This is a genomic window from Streptomyces sp. NPDC127190 (assembly GCF_042672505.1).
Lineage (GTDB): Bacteria > Actinomycetota > Actinomycetes > Streptomycetales > Streptomycetaceae > Streptomyces.
The window spans coordinates 1-21,053 of sequence record NZ_JBHXVE010000022.1; the positions used below are offsets into that span (position 1 = coordinate 1).

Annotated in this window: 15 protein-coding genes; 10 read left to right on the top strand and 5 right to left on the bottom strand. The window is 74.2% G+C overall.

The annotated features are described in order from the left end of the window. From ACFVIU_RS28590 to ACFVIU_RS28610, 5 genes are all read left to right on the top strand, one after another. Positions 1-5,705: amino acid adenylation domain-containing protein (locus ACFVIU_RS28590; protein WP_385845993.1), on the top strand; the 5,705-nt coding region annotated here is incomplete at its 5' end. A 5-nt stretch (positions 5,706-5,710) separates the two neighbouring features. Further along, complete coding sequence (locus tag ACFVIU_RS28595) at positions 5,711-5,926, top strand: MbtH family protein (protein WP_385845994.1); 216 nt, start codon at positions 5,711-5,713, stop codon at positions 5,924-5,926. A 10-nt stretch (positions 5,927-5,936) separates the two neighbouring features. Continuing rightward, positions 5,937-7,184 (top strand): cytochrome P450, encoded by a 1,248-nt coding sequence (locus tag ACFVIU_RS28600; RefSeq protein ID WP_385845995.1) that lies wholly within the window; start codon positions 5,937-5,939, stop codon positions 7,182-7,184. A 30-nt stretch (positions 7,185-7,214) separates the two neighbouring features. Then, entirely contained in the window at positions 7,215-7,952 is a 738-nt protein-coding gene (locus tag ACFVIU_RS28605) for an SRPBCC domain-containing protein (RefSeq protein WP_385845997.1), read from the top strand. Between the two features lie 31 nt (positions 7,953-7,983). Next, positions 7,984-8,172, top strand: coding sequence for a hypothetical protein (locus tag ACFVIU_RS28610; RefSeq protein WP_385845998.1), 189 nt, complete (start codon positions 7,984-7,986; stop codon positions 8,170-8,172). 63 nt (positions 8,173-8,235) lie between these two features. Here ACFVIU_RS28610 and ACFVIU_RS28615 read toward each other — a convergent pair whose 3' ends face one another. The 5 genes from ACFVIU_RS28615 to ACFVIU_RS28635 form a co-directional block, all read right to left on the bottom strand. Next, on the bottom strand, positions 8,236-9,570 hold the full coding sequence (locus ACFVIU_RS28615) for an NAD(P)/FAD-dependent oxidoreductase (protein ID WP_385845999.1): 1,335 nt from the start codon (positions 9,568-9,570) through the stop codon (positions 8,236-8,238). Next, the gene (locus tag ACFVIU_RS28620; protein WP_385846001.1) at positions 9,567-10,607 is read right to left on the bottom strand and encodes an oligopeptide/dipeptide ABC transporter ATP-binding protein; all 1,041 of its coding nucleotides are present in this window, start codon (positions 10,605-10,607) and stop codon (positions 9,567-9,569) included. Before ACFVIU_RS28620 ends, ACFVIU_RS28615 begins: the two co-directional genes overlap by 4 nt. Beyond that, positions 10,604-12,463, bottom strand: a complete 1,860-nt coding sequence (locus ACFVIU_RS28625) for a dipeptide/oligopeptide/nickel ABC transporter permease/ATP-binding protein (RefSeq protein ID WP_385846002.1) — start codon at positions 12,461-12,463, stop codon at positions 10,604-10,606. The genes ACFVIU_RS28620 and ACFVIU_RS28625 overlap by 4 nt, the downstream gene beginning before the upstream one ends. 85 nt (positions 12,464-12,548) lie before the next feature. Then, the gene (locus ACFVIU_RS28630) at positions 12,549-13,535 is read right to left on the bottom strand and encodes an ABC transporter permease (protein ID WP_385846003.1); all 987 of its coding nucleotides are present in this window, start codon (positions 13,533-13,535) and stop codon (positions 12,549-12,551) included. Positions 13,536-13,569: 34 nt separating this feature from the next. Continuing rightward, positions 13,570-15,165: an ABC transporter substrate-binding protein gene (locus ACFVIU_RS28635; protein ID WP_385846005.1), complete on the bottom strand. Its 1,596-nt coding sequence runs from the start codon at positions 15,163-15,165 to the stop codon at positions 13,570-13,572. A 156-nt stretch (positions 15,166-15,321) separates the two neighbouring features. Here ACFVIU_RS28635 and ACFVIU_RS28640 point away from each other — a divergent pair, with 156 nt between their 5' ends. The 5 genes from ACFVIU_RS28640 (at position 15,322) to ACFVIU_RS28660 (ending at position 21,052) form a co-directional block, all read left to right on the top strand. Further along, positions 15,322-17,130 (top strand): DUF885 domain-containing protein, encoded by a 1,809-nt coding sequence (locus tag ACFVIU_RS28640; protein ID WP_385846006.1) that lies wholly within the window; start codon positions 15,322-15,324, stop codon positions 17,128-17,130. 105 nt (positions 17,131-17,235) lie between these two features. Then, positions 17,236-17,487, top strand: a complete 252-nt coding sequence (locus tag ACFVIU_RS28645) for a DUF5132 domain-containing protein (protein WP_385846007.1) — start codon at positions 17,236-17,238, stop codon at positions 17,485-17,487. Continuing rightward, positions 17,484-18,233, top strand: a complete 750-nt coding sequence (locus ACFVIU_RS28650) for a thioesterase II family protein (protein WP_385846008.1) — start codon at positions 17,484-17,486, stop codon at positions 18,231-18,233. Before ACFVIU_RS28645 ends, ACFVIU_RS28650 begins: the two co-directional genes overlap by 4 nt. Positions 18,234-18,431: 198 nt before the next feature. Beyond that, positions 18,432-19,541, top strand: a complete 1,110-nt coding sequence (locus ACFVIU_RS28655; protein ID WP_385846009.1) for an alpha/beta fold hydrolase — start codon at positions 18,432-18,434, stop codon at positions 19,539-19,541. A gap of 59 nt (positions 19,542-19,600) precedes the next feature. Further along, complete coding sequence (locus ACFVIU_RS28660) at positions 19,601-21,052, top strand: amidase (RefSeq protein WP_385846010.1); 1,452 nt, start codon at positions 19,601-19,603, stop codon at positions 21,050-21,052. The last annotated feature ends 1 nt before the right edge of the window (position 21,053 follow it).

Sequence of the window (21,053 nt, forward strand, 5' to 3'; positions counted from 1 at the left end):
ACCAGCAGGTCAAGGTACGCGGCTTCCGCATCGAACCCGGCGAGATCGAAGCCGCCCTCGCCGAACACCCCGCCGTCGCCCAGACCACCGTCCTCGCCGACGGCGACCGGCTCATCGGCTATGTCGTCCCGCGCCAGGAGGCGGCCCGGGACAGCGGCCTCGAAGCGGACCATGTGGGCGAGTGGCGGGACATCTACGACGCCCTGCCCATCGCCCCCGGCGAAGCGGACTTCGGGCAGAACTTCGTCGGCTGGAACAGCAGTTACGACGCGAGCCCGATCCCGGTCGAGCAGATGCGGGAGTGGCGGGACGCGACCGTGGCCCGCATCCTGGCGCTGCGTCCGCGCCGGGTGCTGGAGGTCGGTGTCGGCACCGGCCTGCTCCTGTCGCAGATCGCGCCGCACTGCGAGGCCTACTGGGCGACCGACTTCTCCGCCACCGCGATCGACGCGCTGGCCGCCCAGGTGGCCCGCGAGGAGCGGCTGGCCGAGCGTGTCGTGTTGCAGACGCGCCCGGCGCACGACACCGACGGACTGCCGGCCGGAGAGTTCGACACCATCGTGATCAACTCGGTGGTGCAGTACTTCCCGTCCGCCGACTACCTCGCGGACGTCATCGGGAAGCTGATGCGGCTGCTCGCCCCCGGCGGCGCGCTCTTCGTCGGCGACGTCCGCAACCTGCGGCTGCTGCGGCCGCTGGCCACCGCCGTCCAGCTGCACCGGGCCGCCGAGGACGCCGACCTGCCCTCGGTGCGCCGGGCCGTGGAGCAGGCCCTGCTGGTGGAGAAGGAACTCCTGGTCGACCCGGACTTCTTCACCGCCCTGCGCGATCGCGGCACCGTCGGCGCGGTGGCCGTGGAGGTCAAGCGCGGCCGGCACCACAACGAGCTGACCCGCTACCGCTACGACGTCACCCTGCACCAGCAGCCGGCCACCCCGGCGGCCCCGGCCCCGCAGGAGCTGACCTGGGGCCGAGAGATCACCGGCCTGGCGGACGTACGCGAACTGCTCACCCGCCAGGGCACGCAGCCGCTGCGCCTCTGCGGGGTGCCGAACCGGCGCGTCGCCCGCGAGGCGGCACTGGCCCGGGCGGTGCAGAACGGAGAAGGGACGCTCGCCGAACTGCTGGACCGGCTGCACGGCCCGGCCAGCGACGACCTGCCCGACCCGGAGGACTTCCGCCGGCTCGGCGAGGAACTCGGCCAGCGGGTGGACGTCACCTGGTCGGTCGGCGCGCCCGACGCCCTGGACGTCGTCATCGGCGGCGCCCCGGGAGACGACCCCGTCGAGGCCTACCGGCCGCTGCGGCCGGCCGGCACCGCACTGTCCTCGCTCACCAACCGCCCCACCGGGAGCCGCGCCACGGGCGCCCTCGTCGGCGCGCTCCGCGACCGGCTGCGCGAGCGGCTGCCGGACTACCTCGTGCCGTCGGCCATCGTCGTCCTGGACGCGCTCCCGCTGACCGCCAGCGGCAAGGTCGACCGCCGCGCGCTGCCCGCCCCCGACCTGGGGACGGCCGCGACCGGGCGGGCCCCGCGCACCCCGCAGGAGCAGCTGCTCGCCGATCTCTTCGCCGATGTGCTCGGACTGCCCGGGGTCGGCGTCGAGGACAGCTTCTTCGACCTCGGCGGGCACTCCCTGCTGGCGACCCGCCTGGCCTCCCGGGTGCGGGCGGCCTTCGGCGCGGAGCTCGAGGTCCGCACGCTCTTCGAGTACCCGACCGTGGCCGCCCTGGCGGCCCGCCTCGACGGCTCGGTCACCCAGCGGCCCGCGCTGATGGCCGGTCCGCGCCCCGAGCGGATGCCGCTGTCCTTCGCCCAGCAGCGCCTGTGGTTCCTGCACCGGATGGAGGGGCCGAGCGCCACCTACAACATGCCGCTCGCGCTCCGCCTGGACGGCGAACTGGACCGGCCGGCGCTGCGTGCCGCGCTCGCCGACGTGATCGCCCGGCACGAGAGCCTGCGGACGGTCCTGCGCGAGGCGGACGGCGTGCCGTACCAGCTCGTGCTGGGCGCGGACGAGGCGTACCCCGAACTGCCGGTGGTCCAGCTGGACGACGTACGGCTGCCCGGGCGGCTGGCGGAGGGGGCCCGGCTCGGCTTCGACCTGGCCGCCGAGCCGCCGGTCCGCGCGGAGCTGTTCGCGCTCGCGCCCGACCGGCATGTGCTGCTGCTGGTGGTGCACCACGTCGCGGCCGACGGCTGGTCGATGGGCCCGCTCTCCCGGGACCTGGCGACGGCGTACGCGGCCCGCTGCCGGGGCGAGGAACCGCGGTGGTCCCCGCTGCCGGTGCAGTACGCCGACTACACCCGGTGGCAACGCGAGCTGCTCGGCGACGCCGCCGACCCGGACAGCCTGTTCGCCCGGCAACTCGCCTACTGGAGCGAGGAGCTGGCCGGGCTGCCGCAGCGGCTTCAACTGCCGACGGACCGGCCCCGGCCGGCCGTGGCCTCCCAGCGCGGCGGCCGGCTGACCGTCCGGCTGGACGCCGAGCTGCACCAGGCGCTGCGGGAGCTGGCCACCGCGCGCGGCGCCAGCATGTTCATGGTGCTCCAGGCGGGCCTCGCCGCGCTGCTCACCCGGCTCGGCGCCGGCACCGACATCCCGGTCGGCAGCCCCATCGCCGGGCGCACCGACCAGGCCCTGGACGACCTCGTCGGGTTCATGGTCAACACACTGGTGCTGCGCACCGACACCAGCGGCGACCCCGGCTTCGCCGAACTGCTGGGCCGGGTACGGCAGAAGGCGCTGGCCGCGTACGCCCACCAGGACGTGCCGTTCGAGTACCTGGTCGAGGTGGTCAACCCGGCCCGGTCGCTGTCGCACCACCCGCTGTTCCAGATCATGCTGGCCCTCCAGAACGCGCCGCTCGGCGAGTTCACGCTGCCGGGGCTGTCAACCGGCTACCTGGAGGCGCCGACCGGCACCGCACGGGTCGACCTGACGTTCAGCCTGGCCGAGCAGTACCGGCCGGACGGCGGCCCCGACGGCCTGGCCGGTGCGGTGGAGTACGCCACCGATCTGTTCGACCCGGCCACCGTGGAGCTGCTGTTCGCCCGCTGGGCGCGGTTGCTGCGCGCGGCGGTCGCCGACCCCGACCGGCCGATCAGCCGGATCGACATCCTGTCCGGTGAGGAGCGGCACCGGGTGCTGGCGGAGTTCAACGACACCGCCGTCGAGCTGCCCGAGGCCGCGCTGCCGGAGCTGTTCGCCCGTCAGGTGCGCGCGACCCCGGACGCGGTGGCCGTCGTGGCGGCCGGCACCGAGCTGACCTACCGGGAGCTCGACCTGCGGGCCAACCGCCTGGCCCGGGCGCTGATCCGCCAGGGCGTGGCGCCGGAGACACCGGTCGCGGTCCTGCTGGAGCGCTCGGCGGACCTGGTCGTGGCGATCCTGGCGATCATCAAGGCGGGCGGTGCGTATGTGCCGCTGGACTCGCGCTTCCCGCAGTCCCGGATCGACCTGATCGTCCGGGAGGCGGGCGCCGCGCTGGTCCTCACCGAGGATGTGCTGACCGCGCTGGTGCAGGCCGAACCCGACTCCTCCGACCCGGAAGTCGCCTGCCATCCCGACCAGTTGGCGTACGTGATGTACACCTCCGGCTCGACCGGGCGGCCGAAGGGCGTGGCCGTCACGCACCGCGATGTGGTGGCCCATGCCCTGACGCCCTGCTGGCACGAGGGCGGACACGAGCGGGTGCTGCTGCACTCCCCCACCGCGTTCGACCTCTCGACGTACGAGCACTGGGTGCCCCTGCTGGGCGGCGGCCGGATCGTGGTCGCACCGCCCGGACGGCTCGATCTCGAGCAGTTGCAGCAGACGGTCGGCGAGCACCGGGTGACCGGGCTGTGGCTGACGGCCGGGCTGTTCCGCCTGGTCGCCGAGGAGCGGCCGGAGCTGCTCGCCGGGGTCCGCGAGGTGTGGACCGGCGGTGATGTGGTCTCCCCGGCCGCCGTCGCCCGGGTGCGGGCGGCCTGCCCCGGAATCACGGTGGTCAACGGCTACGGGCCCACCGAGGCCACGACCCTGGCCACCTGCCACCCGGTGCACCACCTGGCCGAGCACGCCGCGACCGTGCCGATCGGCCGGCCGATGGCGAACATGCGCGCCTACGTGCTCGATGCCGCGCTGCGGCCGGTGCCGCCCGGTGTGGTCGGCGAGCTGTATCTCGCGGGGCTGGGCGTGGCCCGGGGCTATGTCGGCCGGCCCGGTCTGACGGTCCAGCGGTTCACCGCCGACCCGTACGGGCCGGCCGGGAGCCGGATGTACCGCACCGGTGACCTCGCGTGGTGGCTGCCCGACGGCACCCTGGAGTTCGCCGGACGGGCCGACCACCAGGTCAAGCTGCGCGGCTTCCGGATCGAGCCCGGTGAGATCGAGGCGGTGCTCTCGGGCTGCCCGGGCGTCGCCCAGGCCGCCGTCGTCGTCCGTGAGGACCAGCCCGACGACAAGCGGCTCGTCGCCTACCTGGTGCCCGCTCCCGAGGGGGCGCCCGAGGCGGGCGCGCTGTCCGACCGGCTGCGCCGCGAACTGCCCGAGTACATGGTGCCGTCGGCGTTCGTCACCCTGGACGCGCTGCCGCTGACCGCCAACGGCAAGCTGGACCGGGCCGCCCTGCCGGCTCCGGACTACGGTGCGCCGGGTTCCGGACGCGGTCCCCGGACCCCGCAGGAGCAACTGCTGTGCGACCTCTTCGCCGAGGTGCTCGGCCGGGAACAGGTGCACATCGACGACAGCTTCTTCGACCTGGGCGGGCACTCGCTGCTCGCCGCCCGCCTGGTCTCCCGCGTCCGCGAGACCCTCGGCGTCGAGGTCGGCCTGCGCACGCTGTTCGAGGCGCCCACCGTGGCCGGGCTCACCGAACGCCTGGTCATGAACGACCCCGACGACGCGTTGGACGTGCTGCTGCCGCTGCGCACGACGGGCAGCCGGACCCCGCTGTTCTGCATCCACCCCGGCGGCGGCATCAGCTGGTCGTACAGCGGGCTGCTGAACCACATCGGTTCGGAGTACCCGGTCTACGCGATCCAGGCGCGCGGCCTCGGCCGGCCCGAGCCCCTGCCGGCGTCGTTCGAGGAGATGGCCGCCGACTACGTCCACCAGATCCGCAAGGTCCAGCCGGAGGGCCCGTACCTGCTGCTCGGCTGGTCCGCCGGCGGGCTGATCGCGCACGCGGTCGCCTGCGAGCTCCAGGCGCAGGGCGAGCGCACCGCGCTGCTGGCGGTCCTCGACGCCTACCCGGTGAAGGACGTGACGTTCGAGGAGCTGCCCGTGCCCACCGAGCGGGACGTGCTCGTCGGTGTGCTCGACTGCAGCCTGGACGACCTGGGCGACCGGCCGCTGACCTATGACGAGGTCTCCGAGATCCTGCGGGAACGGGGCAGCGCGCTGGCCGGACTGACCGGGCCGCAGATCGAGATCGTCGTCCAGATCATGATCAACAACGCCAAGCTGGCGGCCGACTTCGTCCCCGGCAGGTTCGACGGAGACCTGCTGCTGTTCAACTCCACGATCGACCGGGGCAAGGACGACGCCGGACCGGAGACCTGGCGCCCGTACATCGCCGGCCGGATCGACTCGCACCAGATCACCACCCGGCACGACCGGATGACCCAGGCGGGCTCGCTGGCCCAGCTCGGACCGGTGCTGGCGGCCAGGCTCGCCGAGGCCACCGGTGACACCACCACCCACACCCAGGAGGACTGATCCCCATGACCAACCCGTTCGACGACCAGGACGGCACCTTCCTCGTACTCGTCAACGAGGAGAACCAGCACTCGCTGTGGCCGCAGTTCGCGGACGTGCCGGACGGCTGGACCGTCGTCCACGGCCCCGACGGCCAGGCCGCGTGCCTGGAGTACGTCGAGCGGTCCTGGACCGACATGCGGCCCAGGAGCCTCGCCGACGCCATGGACGCCCAGCGGTAGCGCGGCCGACGTGACCTCCACCGACACGCTGGGCGGGACCCGCGAAGCCGCGGGCCCCGCCCGGCCTGACGACCTCGCCGCAGCCCTGCTCACCCCCGAGGCCCGCCGGGACCCGTACCCGGTCTACGCCCGCATGCGGCGCGAGAGCCCGGTCCACCGCAGCGCGCAGGGCATCTGGTATCTCACCCGGTACGCCGATGTCGAGGCGGCCCTGGGAGACCTGCGGCTGTCCAACGACCGGGACCGGATGACCCGCGCCTACGAAAGGCTCGGCGGCGATCTGAAGGCCTTCAGCCGGCTCACCGACCGACTGGGCCGGGTGATGACCAACACCGACCCGCCGGACCACGCCCGGCTGCGCAAGCTGGCCAACCGCGCCTTCACCGCCCGGCGGGTGGAGGCGCTGCGCGAGGGCATCCAGCGGATCGTCGACCGGCTCGTCGACGAGGCGGTCGCGGCGGGCCCGTCCATGGACCTGATCGAGGCGGTCGCCTCCCCGCTGCCGCTGTCCGTCGTCTGCGAGCTGTTCGGCATTCCGGACGAGGACCGTCCGCAGGTCAAGAGCTGGTTCCGGCGCTTCGGCCGGCTCTCCGAGGACATCGACAAGTCCGAGGCGGCGATCGGGCAGTACGAGGAGTACCTCGCCCGGCTCGTCCGCAGGCGCCGGGCCGACCCGGGCGACGACCTGGTCAGCGCCCTGGTCGCGACGCAGGCGCAGGACGACCGGCTCACCGACTCCGAACTGCTCTCCACCTGCTTCGTGCTGATCACCGCCGGCGACGAGACCACCACCCACCTGGTCGGCAACGGCATGCTCGCCCTGCTGCGCCACCCCGGCCAGCTGGCCCGGCTGCGTGCGGACCCGGCGCTGATCCGCACGGCCGTGGACGAACTCACCCGCTACGACACGCCGACCCAGGCGATCGTCCGGGTCGTCGCCGAGGACGTCGAGATCGGCGGGCGGACGCTGCGCGAGGGCGAGCTGGTGTACCTGTTCCTCGCCGCGACCAACCGCGATCCCGAGCGCTTCGAGGACCCCGACCGGCTCGACCTCGCCCGGGCCGGCCACCGGCACCTCGGCTTCGGCAACGGCCCGCACTTCTGCCTCGGCGCTCCGCTGGCCAGGCTCCAGGCGGAGGTGGCCATCGACACGCTGGTCCGCCGGCTGCCGCGGCTGCGCCTGGCCGACGGGGCGGCCCTGGAATGGCGGCCCAACCCGCTGCAACGGCGGCTCTGCGCCCTCCCGCTCACCTACTGACACCTGAACGACGACGAAGGAGAACCGAGCATGGCCCGAGAGTTCGAGGTCCGCCGGGAGCAGGACCTGCCCGCCCCGCCCGAGCAGGTCTGGGACGCGGTCGCCACCGGCGCCGGCAACCTCGGCTGGCTGTACCCCATGGAGGTCGAGCCGCGTGTCGGCGGAAAGGTCAGTCGCGCCGACGGCACCGTCGTGGCCTGGGAGCCGCCGCACCACTTCGCCGCGCGCGTCGCCCTGGACGACGGGTTCTCCAACACGCTCAGCTACCGGATCGAGCCGCGCGAGGACGGCACCAGCCACCTGCGGATGGGCATCCACTGGGTGCACACCGGAGTGGTCGACGAGTACTGGGACACCAAGGCGGACGCGGCCGAGAAGCACGTCGACTTCTACCAGCACAGCCTCGCCGAGTATCTGCGGCACTTCGCCGGGCGCCCCGCCGTCTATGTCAAGACCGGGCGCGCCGAGCGCACCGACGACCCCGCCGACTTCGCCGCGCTGCGCCGGCGCCTCGGCCTCGCCGAGGACACGGCCGTCGGCGACCGGCTGTCGCTCGGCCTCCCGGGCGCGGACGGCGGCCCGGAGGAGGTGGTCGTGGACTGGCTGAGCCCCGACTTCGTCGGCCTGCGCGGCCCGGACGCGCTGTACCGGTTCTTCAACGGCAGCACCTGGAACTGGCCGATCTGGCTGGGCCACCACCTGTTCGCCGAGGACGCGGACGAGGAGCGGGCCACCAAGGCGTGGAACGCCTGGCTCAACGGCGCGTGACTCCTCGCCCGGCACAACCCGAAGGACCGCTGTGGAAAGACTCGTCTACGCCGCCGAACTCGTCGAGGAGGACGGTGCCTACAAGCTCGTGGTGCAGGACGTGGTGCGGGGCACCGTCCAGGTCACCCCTGTGCCCAAGTCCGCTGTGGACCGGCTCCCGACCTTTCTGTCGGTGCTGAGTTCCAAGCTCGGCTCCGCACCGGCACGCAGCCGCCGGTAGCCCTGTCGGCGGGCGCGGGGCCGGTGCCGGACGGCACCGGCCCCGCATCACGTCCGCGGCACGTCAGCCCATGACGGAGCGGGCGGCGGCGCCCTCGGCCACGGGCCGTCGGCGGGAGAAGGCGCCCAGGTCGATGGCGAGGCCGGTGTGTTCACCCGTGTACCGCAACGGTTCGCGGTCGTGGTCGTGGCCGGCCTCGACCCGGTCGACCAGGGCGGCGAGGAACCGGCCCGCCAGCGGGGCGTTCTTGAACTGGTTGCCGCTCGTTCCCATGGCGACGTAGAAGCCGGGCAGATCGGTGCGGTCGTAGACGGGGCACCAGTCGTCGGCGACGTCGTAGACGCCGGCGATGCCGGTCGGCCGGTTGGGCACCCCGAGCAGCGGGAAGCGGCGTGCGGCCCGGGTGGCCTGGGTGTCGAACCGGGCGGGCGTCGGGTGCGGGTTGCACAGGTCGGGATCCTCCAGCCACTCCAGCGGGTCGCAGGCCGGCAGCGTGCTGCCGACGAGGAGGTGTCCGTCGCGGGGGCACAGATAGGTCCCGAGGTCGACGTCGGCCACGACCGGGCCGGGCCCGGCCTCGGCGCCGCTCCGGCCTCCCGGTGCGGTCAGCTGGTGGACTTCCTGGCGCAGCGGACGCACCCCGACGGTGAACTCGGCCCCGGCCCCGGCCATCCGGTTGAACGCGCCCGACCAGGGCCCGGCGGCGTTGATCACCACCGGTGTGGTGATCTCGGTGCCGTCGGCGAGCCGGACGCCCGCCACCCGGTCCGCGCGGCGCAGGACGCCGACGACCGTGCGATGGAAGAGGAAGCGCGCCCCGAGGCGGGCAGCGGCGTCCGCGAGGTTGCGGGCGGCGAGCTGGGGATCGTCGACGAAGCCCGCGTCGGGTGTGAACAGCGCCCCCAGCTCCCCGTGCGGGCCGGAGAAGAACTCCTCGTCGCGCAGGGACCGGGGCGGGCCGTAGCGTCCCGTGTCGATGCCGGGGATCCGGCTGCGCAGCGTTGCGGCGTCCCAGCGCTCGTACGGCACGCCGGCCCGCTCGAACAGTGCGACGACCTGCGATAGGCCGTCGCCCGGCGGGTCGAGGAGGACGGCACCGGTGCGCCGGAACGCCGCCAGGCCGGGGCCGTGCGCGGTGTCCAGGTGCTCCGCCCAGCCTGCCCAGCAGTGCTGGGACTCCCAGGCGGTGGCGACTCCGTCCCAGGTCGAGTAGTTGAACCGGATGACGGCGCTGGACGCGCTGGTGGATCCGTGGCCGACGCCGCCGGACTTGTCGACGGTCACCACGCGCCGCCCGGTGCGCGCCAGTTCCAGCGCCACGGCGGCACCGATCACACCGGCGCCCACGACGACCGCGTCCGCGCCGGACGGCGGCGCGTCCGGTCCCCGGGCCGTCATGACGGCAGCTCCCGGGGGTTCCCCGGAGCCCGGTCGCCGTTCGCGTCCCGCTGGACGCCGTCGGCGCCCTGGGGGAAGTGGCAGGCGGCGCGGTGCGGTTGCCCGGCCGCCTCCTGCTGGGGGTCCCGCGCGGCGCAGACGTCCCGACCGGGGCGGCGGTTCGGCCCGACGGGACACCGCGGGTGGAAGCGGCAGCCGGACGGTGGCGCTGCGGGGTCGGGCGGCTCTCCGGGAAGGAGCGGTTCACCGACCGGCCGGGGCCCGGCGCGCAGGCTCGGTACGGCGGACAGCAGCGCCCGGATGTAGGGATGCCGGGGGCTGCGCAGCAGGTGCTCGGTGGCGGCGGTCTCGACGATCCGGCCGAGGTACATCACGGCGACGGCGTCCGACACATGGCGGACGGCGGCGAGGTCGTGGCTGATGAACAGCATGGCGAAGCCCATGCGCCGCTGGAGGTCCCGGAGCATGGTGAGGAGCGCGGCCCGGACGGACATGTCGAGAGCCGAGGTGACCTCGTCGGCGACGAGCACCGCCGGATCGACGGCGAGCGCGCGGGCGACGGCCACGCGCTGGCGCTGGCCGCCCGACAGCTGCCGCGGCACGCGGTCGGCGCAGCCGGCGTCGAGACCGACCAGTTCCAGGAGTCCCCTGACGCACTGTTCGCGGCTGCGGCGGTCCAGCCGGACGAAGGCCCCGGCCGATTCGGCGAGCGACTGGCGGACCGTCATCCGCGGGTCCAGTGCCGTGTCCGGGTCCTGGAAGACCAGCTGGACCTGCTGCCCCAGCCGGCGGCGGTCGGCGGCCCGGCGCCCGCGGTACTCCCGGCCGCCGACCGTGATCCGCCCGGCACACGGGCTGTCCAGTCCGACGACCGCGCGAGCCAGCGTGGACTTTCCCGAACCGGACTCGCCGACCAGCCCGACCGTCGTGCCCGGGGGAACCTCCAGTGACACCCCGTCCACCGCGGTGACCGGCCCGGACGGCCCGTGGTGGCGCACGGTGACGTCGTACAGCGCGAGCCCTGCCCGTTGCGTCATGTCCCGGCCTCCTCGGTCGCACGCCGTCCGGGGAGCGGTTCCGGGGGCAGCGGCCGCCAGCAGGCGACGTCGTGCATCGGGCCGAGCGGGGACAGCTCGGGGATCTCCACGGCGCACCGGTCCAGCCGGTGCGGGCATCGGTCGTGGAACGGACAGCCGGGGGCCGCACCGCTCGGATCGGGCGGCCCTCCCTCGATGGCGCGTAGGGGGCGGTCACGGTCCGCGGTCAGGTCCGGTACGGAGGCGACGAGCATCCGCGTGTACGGGTGCCGGGCGCCGGTCGCCAGGTCACGGGCCGGGAGGTTCTCCACGATCGTTCCGCCGTACATGACGAGCACCCGGTCGCAGGCGTCGGCGACCAGGGCGATGTCGTGGCTGATGAAGAGGATGGCGGTGCCGTCGTCGTGCCGGAGCCGGCGGAGCAGGTCCATGATCTGCCGTTGCACGGTGACGTCCAGGGCGGTCGTCGGCTCGTCCGCGATGACGAGGTCGGGCCGCAGCATCGCGGCGGCGGCGATCGCCACGCGCTGGCGCTGACCGCCGGACAGCTGGAAGGGGCGGGACCGCAGCAGCCGGCGCCCGCCGGGCAGCGCGACCCGCCGAAGCTCCGCAAGGGCCTGTTCGACGGCTGTGGCGCGGGGGGTGCCCCGGTGGGTGCGCACGGCCTCCGTCATCTGCGTTCCGATGCGGAGCGCGGGGTTGAAGGCCGAGGCCGGGTTCTGGAAGATCATCGCCAGTCCCGTCGCCAGCTGCCGGCGTCGCTCCGCGCGGGACAGGGACTCGGGGTCCGTGCCGAGGAACCGGTGGGTGCGCCAGGTCGCGCGGGCGCCGTCCGGCAGCAGGTCGGCGAGGGCGAGCGCGGTCAGCGACTTGCCGGAGCCGGACTCGCCGACCAGGCCGGTCATCTCACCGCGGCGCAGTGCGAGGGTGACACCGCGGACCGGCCGAAGGATCCCGTCCGCGGTGGGCAGGACGACCCGCAGGTCCTCCACCTCCAGGACGTGGTCCGCGGCCGCCGGGCGGGCGGGGTGTGCCGGGCGCGGCGCGGGTCCGTCCGGCCGGTACGGGCGGGGCCGGCGGGCGGCGGCTCCGGCGAGCATCTCGCCCAGCAGCTGGAAGGCCACCGCGGCGTAGACGATGGCGATGCCGGGTGCCACGGCGGGCAGTGGTTCGGTGTAGATGCGGTCCAGTCCCTGGCTCAGCAGCAGCCCCCAGTCGTACGACGGGGGCTGCACCCCCAGGCCGAGGAAGCTCAGTCCGGACAGCGCCACGAGTGCCGAGCCCGCGGCGACGGTGGTGTTGAGCAGCAGGGGCTCGGCGATGTGGGGCAGGACATGGCGCAGCAGGAGCCGGTGGCGGCGCAGGCCCAGCACGCGTGCCGCCGCCATGAAGTCGGTTCCGGCGACCGCGGCGGCGAGGGTCTGGGTGATCCGCGCGAAGCCCGGTGCACCGGCCACGGCGAGCGCGCCCACCGCCCCGGCGGCGCCCGCGCCGAAGAGGGCCGCGAAGAACATCGCGACGAGGAGCGCGGGGAAGGCCAGCAGGAGGTTGATCAGGGCTCCCAGCAGGCGGCGGGCGCGCCCGCCCACGACGGCGGTGAGCGCGCCCAGGGTGATGCCGGCGGCCGCCCCGAGGAGCGTGGCCGCGACGGCCAGCAGCAGGGAGAGCCAGGTCGCCGAGAGCAGCCGGGCGAGCAGGTCCCGCCCGAGATGGTCGGTGCCGAGCAGATGGGCGGCGGTGGGTCCTTGCAGCACCGCCGACGGGTCCGCGCGGTGGCCGGCCCGCCCCCACAGCGCCGTGCCCACGACGGCCGGCACGGCGAGCGATCCGAGCATCACCAGGGTGATCACGCCCATCGGCGAGGTCCAGCCCGACCGGGACGCGCGCGCTCGGCCGGCGGCACGCGACGGGGAAGGGGCGGGGGAGATCAGCACCATCGGATCACGTCTTCCGGATGACCGAGCGGGGGTCGAGCAGCGCGAGGGCCAGATCGACCAGGAAGTTCACCACCAGGACGGCCGAGCCCAGCACCAGGACCGACGCCTCGACGACCGCGTAGTCCTGCGCGGCCACGGACTGGGCCATCGCCGAACCGATGCCGGGCCAGGCGAACACCTTCTCGACCAGGACGGTCCCCGCGATCAGGGCGGGCAGCAGATTCCCGCCGAGCGTGAGCGAGGCGGTCAGCGTGTTCGGTGCCACATGGCGCAGACAGAGCGCCACGGCGGGCAGCCGCTTCGCGCGGGCGGCACGCACATAGTCCGTCGCGAGGACCTTGAGCGTCTCCACCCGGACGATCCGCAGCAGGACCGCGGTCGGGGCGAGCGCCAGGGCGAGCACGGGCAGCACATAGGACCGGGGGCCGAGGTCGCCGGCGGCCGGGAAGACGGGCAGGGCGACCGCCAGCCCCGCGGTGAGCCCCGCCGCGAGCACGAAGTCCGGCAGGCCCGCGAGGACGGAGGTGGTGGCGGTGAAGGCCAGTTCCGCCCGGGGCCGCCGCCCTCCGCGGGTCCACACCGCGGCGAGCAGCCCTCCGGGGAGGGCGACGAGCAGGACGCAGCCGAAGGCCAGGACGGCGAGCAGCAAGGTGGCCGGCAGACGCGCCCTGATCAGGTCGGCCACCGGCTCGCCGGTCACCAGGGAGACACCGAGGTCCCCGTGGGCCAGCTGCCGCAGGTACTGCCGGTACTGCGTCAGCAGGGCGCCGTCCAGGCCGAGTTGGTGGCGTTTCGCCGCCACGAGGTCCGGCGGGGCGTCCACGCCCAGGGCGGCCCGGACGGGGTCGCCGGGCACCAGCCGGATCATCGCGAAGGAAGCGGTGACGACCACGAAGAGGGAGACCGTGAGCCGCACCGCACGCCGGCAGCAGAACACCACCCACGGGTGGCGCCGGGCCAGGGCGGCGAGCCGCGCGGACACGGTCGTCATGGGAGTTCTCCTCGGCTGGGGGCGGTCGCCGCCGCTATCGGTGCAGGCGGATGCTGGTCGGTACGATCCGGCCGCCGGGCGCGACGGCGAAGGTGGTCCGGTAGCCGTACACGGTGCTCGTGCCGTCCGCGACGGGCAGCGCGTCGGCCGAGCGGAACAGCGCCGCGGCCGCCTTGTTCCAGTCCGCGCAGCTGGCCGTGCCCGCAGCGCGCAGGGCGCGGGCAACGAAGCGGTCGTAGGCGTGGTTGGTGACGTGCGCGAAGTTCAGTCCCGCTGACGGCGCCGGGCCGGAGAAGTACGGGACGAGCTGCGCGGGCAGCGGCGGACCCGGTGAGCTGCCGACCACGGCGTCGAAGTCCCCGCTCTGGTACATGGCCTGGACCAGCGCGTTGCGGCCCTCGCTGACGAGGTCGACCTGCGCGCCCAGCGCCTGCCAGGAAGCGGCCATCAGTTCGGCGACCGAGGGAAGGGTGGAGCCGAGGTCGGCGCTGCTGAGCAGCCGCAGCCGCAGCGGTCTGCCGTGCTTCACCAGTCTCCCCCGCGCGTCCTTCGTCCAGCCCGCGGCACGCAGGGCCGGCACGGCGGTGTGCGAGGGCAGGTTCCCGTCCGCCACGTCGGCGTGGCAGACGGAGTCCGCGGCGGTCAGATGGCCGGCGGGTGTTCCGTCGCCGCCGATCGCCACATTGGCCAGGCCCTTGCGGTCCAGGGCGCCCACCAGAGCCCGCCGCAGGCCGGGATCGCTCAGGGGCCGGCCGGGACGCTCGTTGAAGAAGGTCAGCCCCACCACGGTCGGCACCTGGGCGGTGGCCAGGCCGTGGCCGGACAGCCGCGCCCGGTCGGGGCCGGTCACCGTCGCGATGTTCACCCCGCCCGTGAGGAGGAGGTTCGCCGCCGTGGACTCCTGCGGCACCACCGACACCACGATCCGCTCGGGCTGGCCCGCGGCCGCGTTGGTCGCTCCGCCCGGCCCCCACGCGTACCCCTTGCGCCGGGTGAAGAGGTACGGGCCGCCCGAGGTGTAACCGCTCAGCACATACGGCCCGGTGCCCGCCGTGCTCCTGTCCAGCGCGCCGGGACGGGCCAGCCCGGCGGGGCAGACGACGGGCAGCAGACCGATCGTGCGCAGGACGAAGCTGTACGGCGACGCCATCCGCACCGACACCGTCCGGGCCGCGTCGTCGGCGGACACCGTGAAGGGCACACCGGGCAGTGCCGCCCGGGCGCCGACGAGCCGGTTGCGGGGATCGCTCGCATAGGTCAGGGACCGGGCCACCCCGGAGGCCGTGAGGACCGTGCCGTCGGAGCAGGTCACGCCCTTGCGCAGGGTGAAACGCGCGGTGGTGGCTCCGGCCCGCCACGTCTCGGCCAGCCCGGAGACCACGCGTCCGTCCGGTGCCACACCGACCAACGAGTCGTAGGCGTAAGGAGCCAGGGCGGAGCCGAACTGCGCGTAGGGATGGAAGCTCGGAGTCTCGGACGCGGTGGCGATCGTGACGGTTCCCCCCACGACGACGGGGGTGCGGGTCGACGACACGTCGCCGCCGCAACCGGCCAGCACGGCGGACGCGACGGCGGCGGACGCCACCACGGCCGACCGGGCCCTGGGCAACGACGCGGTTCGGCGGTGCATGGCGTTCATCGTGCCACCGGGACCGCGGGCCCCGGACCGGCTCTCAAGGGCAGGGCGGACACGGGCCGGGCGAATTCCCCCGTCCGAGTGAGGCCGCCCGGCGCGCGGTTGATCTCCGGTTCTGATGCGGCGTCACCTGGCGCGCACACTGGCTCCATGGCGAACCACTCAGCGGACTCCCCGGACGGCTCGGCGGCACGCGAGGCACATTCCCCCGACGGCTCGGCGGCGCGGGAGGTCGGCCGGCTCGCGGCCTCCTACTGGGACTTCCTGCTCGCGCGCGAGCCGGCGCTGCGGACCCGCCGCGGGCTGCCGGTCGAGTCGCTGCCGGGGGTGTCCGCCGCGGAGGCGGACGAGCGCGCCGGGTTCGCGGCGGGGGTGCTGCACCGGCTGGACACGCTGCGGCCCACGGAGCTGCCCGGTCCCGCCGCCGACACCGCGGGCTTCCTCCGGGCGCTGGCCGAGCAGGAGGCGGAGGCGGGACGCTTCCACTGGCTCACCCCCACCGCCACGCCGTACCAGGTCTTCCGTCTCCAGCAGTACGGGGACACGGTCTTTTGCCCCTTCGCCTTCGAGGACCGCGCCGACGTGGACCGGTACCTGTCCCTCGTACGGGATCTGGCCCGCTGTGTCGGGACGATCGGTGACAAGGCCGCGGGGCAGGCGGCACGGGGCTTCCGCGTCCCGGCACCGGCGCTGGCCGGGGTCCGGACCACCCTCACCCGCCTGCGGGCGTCGGCGGCACGGTATGTCCGCGTGGACGCCGGCCGGCTCACCCGGCTCGACGCGGCCGGCCGGGGCCGGCTGTGCGACACGGTGGCGGAGCTGGTGGCCACCGAGCTGGAGCCGGCCTTCGACCGACTCCTCGCCCTCGTGGCCGACCCCGACTACGCCGGACGGGCCCCGCAGGCCGTCGGCTGGGCCCACCACCCGGAAGGCGAAGCCGCGTACCGGTCCTTCGTCAGGACCTACACCTCCGGCGACACACCGCCCGAACGCCTCCACCAGCTCGGCCGGGAGCACTGCCGCGAACTCGGCGAACGGATGCGGGAGATGCGGGACGCCCTCGGCTTCACGGGGACCGAGGCGGAGTTCCACGCACGGCTCGCGACCGAGCCCCGCCTGTACGCCACCACCCCCGAGGAGGTCGAGGCGCGCTACCGCGGACACCTCGACCGGCTCGCGCCGCTGCTGCCGCGCTGGTTCGCGGTCCTGCCGCGCGCGCCCTACGGCGTGGCCCGCCTCGATCCGGCGCTGGAGGCGTCGATGACGTTCGGCTACTACGAACCGCCGACCGCCGCGCGGCCGAGGGGGCGTTACCGCTACAACGCCTCGGACCTGGCGCACCGGTCGCTGCTCGGGGCGGCCGCGTTGATCTACCACGAACTCGCGCCCGGACACCACTTCCACCTCGCCCGTCAGGCGGAGAACACCGCGCTGCCCGACCTGCGCCGCGAACTGGCGGTCTTCGACGGCTTCCAGGAGGGCTGGGCGGAGTACGCGGCTGGGCTCGGCTGGGAGATGGGGCTGTACGAGGACCCGTGGGACGCGTACGGACGCCTGGCCCATGAGCGCTTCACCGCGCAGCGCCTCGTCGTGGACACCGGTCTCAACCTCGGCACGATGACGCTGGAGCAGGCGCGCGCCTTCATGCGGGCCCACGCGGCAGCCGAGTCCGAGGAACAGATCACCACCGAGCTGCTGCGCTATGCGACCGATCTGCCGGGACAGGCGCTGTCGTACCGGGCGGGGCATGCCGAGTTCACGGCACTGCGGGCGGCGTACGAGCGCGACGCCGGCGCCGCGTTCGACGTCCGCACCTTCCACGAGGCCGTGCTGGCCGGCGGCACGCTGCCGTTTCCCGCCCTGCGCCGACGGCTGGCGAGAGAACTGCACGGGCGTCCGGCCACCGGTGCGGGCCCGGAACAGCCCGTCACGGGAGCACCGTTCTCCTCGAACGGGTGAAGGCACGGCGGAACCGGCGACCGTGCGCGCAACCCCGGATACCGTCTGTGATCCCGTCGCTCTTTCCCTCATCGCCACCTCGGCAGAAGAGAAGGATGTCCTGCCATGCCGCCTGTCGTGCCTCCGTTCCTGATCGGCCTGCTCACCGCGTCCTTGGTCAAGAAGGTGGGCAAACCCGTCCTCCACGGGCTCGTCAAGACGTCGGTGGGGCTGGGACTCGAGGTCAGGAAGGCCGTCCACGAAGCGAGCGAGGAGATCCAGGGTCTCGCGTCCGAGGCGACCGCCGAGATCCTCGCCGCCCGGGCGGCGTACGCAGCCGAGGACGGCGGCGGCGCCGCGCGGACGGTCGGGCCATGACGGCACATGACGCGACGAAGTGGTTCCGTGTCCACCGGCGCGCGGTGGACCCCGTACTCCGACTGGTGTGTCTGCCGCACGCCGGCGGCACGGCACAGCTGTTCCACGGCTGGCCCGCGCTGCTGCCGGAGGACGTCGAGGTGCTCGCCGTGCGGTACCCCGGCCGCCAGGACCGGCTCGCGGAGCCCTGCATCGACTCCATGGACACCCTGGCCGAGCTGATCGCGGACGCGCTCCAGCCCTGGCTCGACCGGCCGCTCGCGCTCTTCGGACACAGCATGGGTGCCTGCGTCGCCTACGAGCTGGCGCTACGGCTGGAGGCCCGCGGTGTCGTCCCCGAACACCTGCTGGTCTCCGCGCACGCGGCCCCCCAGCGGGCCGGGCGCGGCGCACTGCACCGCGCCGACGACGAAAGCCTGATCTCCCACGTCCGCCAGCTCGGAGACCTGCACTCGGAGGCCTACGACATCCCCGAGCTGCGTGATCTGCTGCTGCCCGCCCTCCGCGCGGACTACCGGCTCATCGAGGGCTACCGGCCCGTGCGTCCGGCTCCGGTGAAGGCACCGATCACCGCGTACGCCGGCCGGGACGACACCAGTTGCGCACTCGACGACGTCCTCGCCTGGTCCGACCTGACGGCCCCGGGCTCCTTCGAGCTGCGCGCGTTCCCCGGGGACCACTTCTATCTGGCGCCCGGGGAGGCCGAGGTGGTCGCGGACGTCGCGGCACGCCTCACCCGCGCGTAGGGCGCGGGGCAGGCCCGCCGCGGCGGGTCGGCGTCTCGGCCCCGGCGGCTGCGCCTGCGGCCGTGGCGGAGGGCGGAGGGCGGGGCCCCGCGCTCCGCATGGCGCCCGCGGGGTTTCCGGGGGACGATGCTCGTGCCGGCCGCCGAGATGCGCGGTGTCCCGGGCAGCGGCCACGAGGGCGGGACGGAGAGGGAACCCATGCGACCGGGCACGCATGTCGCCGACGCGGTGCTCCGGCTGCTCAGCCGGGACTGGGCCGGGCTGGCCATCGCCCTGCTGACGGCGGCCGTGGGCGCGTGGTGCCTCACCCTGGGGACCGGCTGGCGCGTTCTCGGCGGTGTGCTCTGTGCCGCGGCCCTCGTGCTCGGCTTCGGGGCGCTGCGCCATCTGGTGCATGTGGCCCGGGTGCGAAAGAGGTATCCGCCGCCCGGACGCCTGGCCGACGTGGGCGGCTACCGCATGCATGTCCTCGCCGAGGGAGACGCCGGACCGGGGCCCACCGTGGTGTGGATGCCGGGCGGCCATGCCGGCGGGTACGCCATGCACCGGCTGCACGCGCTGGCACGGGAACGGACGCGTTCGGTCCTGGTGGACCGTCCGGGCTCCGGCTGGAGCGACCCGGGTCCGTTCCCGCGCACGACGGCGGCCGAGGCGGTCGAACTGCTCACGGCGCTGGAGCGGGCCGGCGAAACGGGTCCCTACGTCCTCGTGGGGCACTCCTTCGGGGGACTGCTCATGGCCAACGCCGCCCGGCGCCGCCCCGACCTGGTGGCCGGTCTGGTGCTGCTCGATCCCACCCCGCCCGACGTCGTCGCCTTCGGCCCTTCCCTCGGGACCCTGCGGCACGCCGCGCGGGGACAGACCGTCCTCGCGCTGCGCCACCTGTTCGGCCTGCACGCCCTGGCCCCCAGGAACGGGGCGCACGCTCCACAGGACCCGATGCATGTGCTCGCGGCCGTCGAGACCCGGACCCGGGCGCACTGCGCCGCGGCGTCGATCCTGCGGGAGCTGTCGCCGGCCGGTATCACCCGGGACGGCTGGCAGACGGTCGTCCACGACGGCGAACTCGGCGCGCTGCCCCTCCTCCTGGTGGCACCCCGGGACCTGACGGGCGGTGACCACCTCTTCGACGCGGTCGACGATCCGGTGGAGAGCGCCCGGGTACGGCACTTCTTCCTCACCGTGCGCGACCGCTACCTCGCCGCCTCCAGCGCGTCCCGGAAGGTCCACACCCCGGAGGGAACCGGCCACGACTTCCCGGACCGGGTCCCCGAGTTCGTGGTGCAGGTGGTGGGCTCACTGCTGTGAAACCCGTTGCGTGAAACGGTGTTTCGTGGCCTGTGCGAGCGGCCAGTACGGTCCGGATCATGGAGTGGACCTATCAGACGGCCGCGGAACTCGCGGCTGCCATGCGTGCCGGTGACGTGTCCTCGGCGGAACTGACCGACCAGGTGATCGCCCGTATCGAGCGGGACGACACGGCGGTCAACGCGATCTGTGTGCCGGACTTCGACCGTGCGCGGGCCGCCGCGCGCGATGCCGACCGGGCGCGCGCCCGCGGTGAGGACCGGCCGCTGCTCGGCATCCCGGTGACGGTCAAGGAGTCGTACGACATCGCCGGACTGCCCACGACCTGGGGCATGCCCCAGCACCGGGACTACCTACCGGCCGAGGACGCGGTGCAGGTGTCGCGGCTCAGGGCCGCGGGCGCGGTGGTGCTCGGCAAGACCAATGTGCCCGTGGGACTCCAGGACATACAGAGCTTCAACGAGATCTACGGCACCACCAACAACCCGTGGGACCACGGCCGTACGGCGGGCGGGTCCTCCGGCGGATCGTCGGCGGCCCTGGCGGCCGGGTTCGGGGCGCTGTCCATCGGCTCCGACATCGGCGGCTCGTTGCGCACCCCGGCACACTTCTGCGGTGTCTACGCGCACAAGCCGACCCTGGGGCTGGCGGCGAACCGCGGCATGGTCCCGCCGCCCGGGCCGGCGCTGCCGGTCGACCAGGACCTCGCCGTCGTCGGTCCGATGGCGCGCAGTGCCCGCGACCTCACGCTGCTGCTCGATGTGATGGCCGGTCCGGACCCGCTGACGCACGGTGTGGCGTACGACCTGAGGCTGCCGCCCGCGCGCCACGAGCGGCTCCGCGACTTCCGGGTGCTGGTCCTGGAGGAGCATCCGTTCATCCCGACCGGCTCCGCCGTGCGGGCGGGCGTCGGCCGGGTGGCCGAGGCGCTTGCCGACGGCGGCGCCCGCGTCGAACGGCACAGTCCGCTGCTGCCCGACCTGGCCGAAGCCGCGGTGGTCTACATGCAGTTGTGGTTCTCGGGTGCCGTGGCGCGTTTTCCCGACGCGGCGTACGAGCAGCTGCGGGCCCGTGTCGCCGGCCTGAGCGCGGACGACCGGAGTCTGCACGCGGAGCGGCTGCGCGGCATGGTGTTCAGCCACCGGGACTGGGTGGCGGCGAACAGCCGTCGCGAACTCCACCGGCAGGGCTGGCGGCGGCTCTTCGCGGAGTTCGACGCCGTGGTGTGTCCCATCACGCCCACCCCCGCGTTCCCGCACGACCACCACCCCGATCCGCTGGCCCGCCGGATCGACATCGACGGCGTGGCCCACCCCTACCTCGACCAGCTGGTGTGGGCCGGTGTGGCGACCATGCCCGGCCTGCCCGCCACCGCCGTACCGGCGGGCCGGTCCCCCGAGGGTCTTCCGGTGGGAGTGCAGCTGATCGGCCCGATGTTCGAGGACCGCACCCCGCTGCGACTGGCCGAACTGCTCGAGAAGAGGATCGGCGGCTTCCAGGCACCGCGGTAGG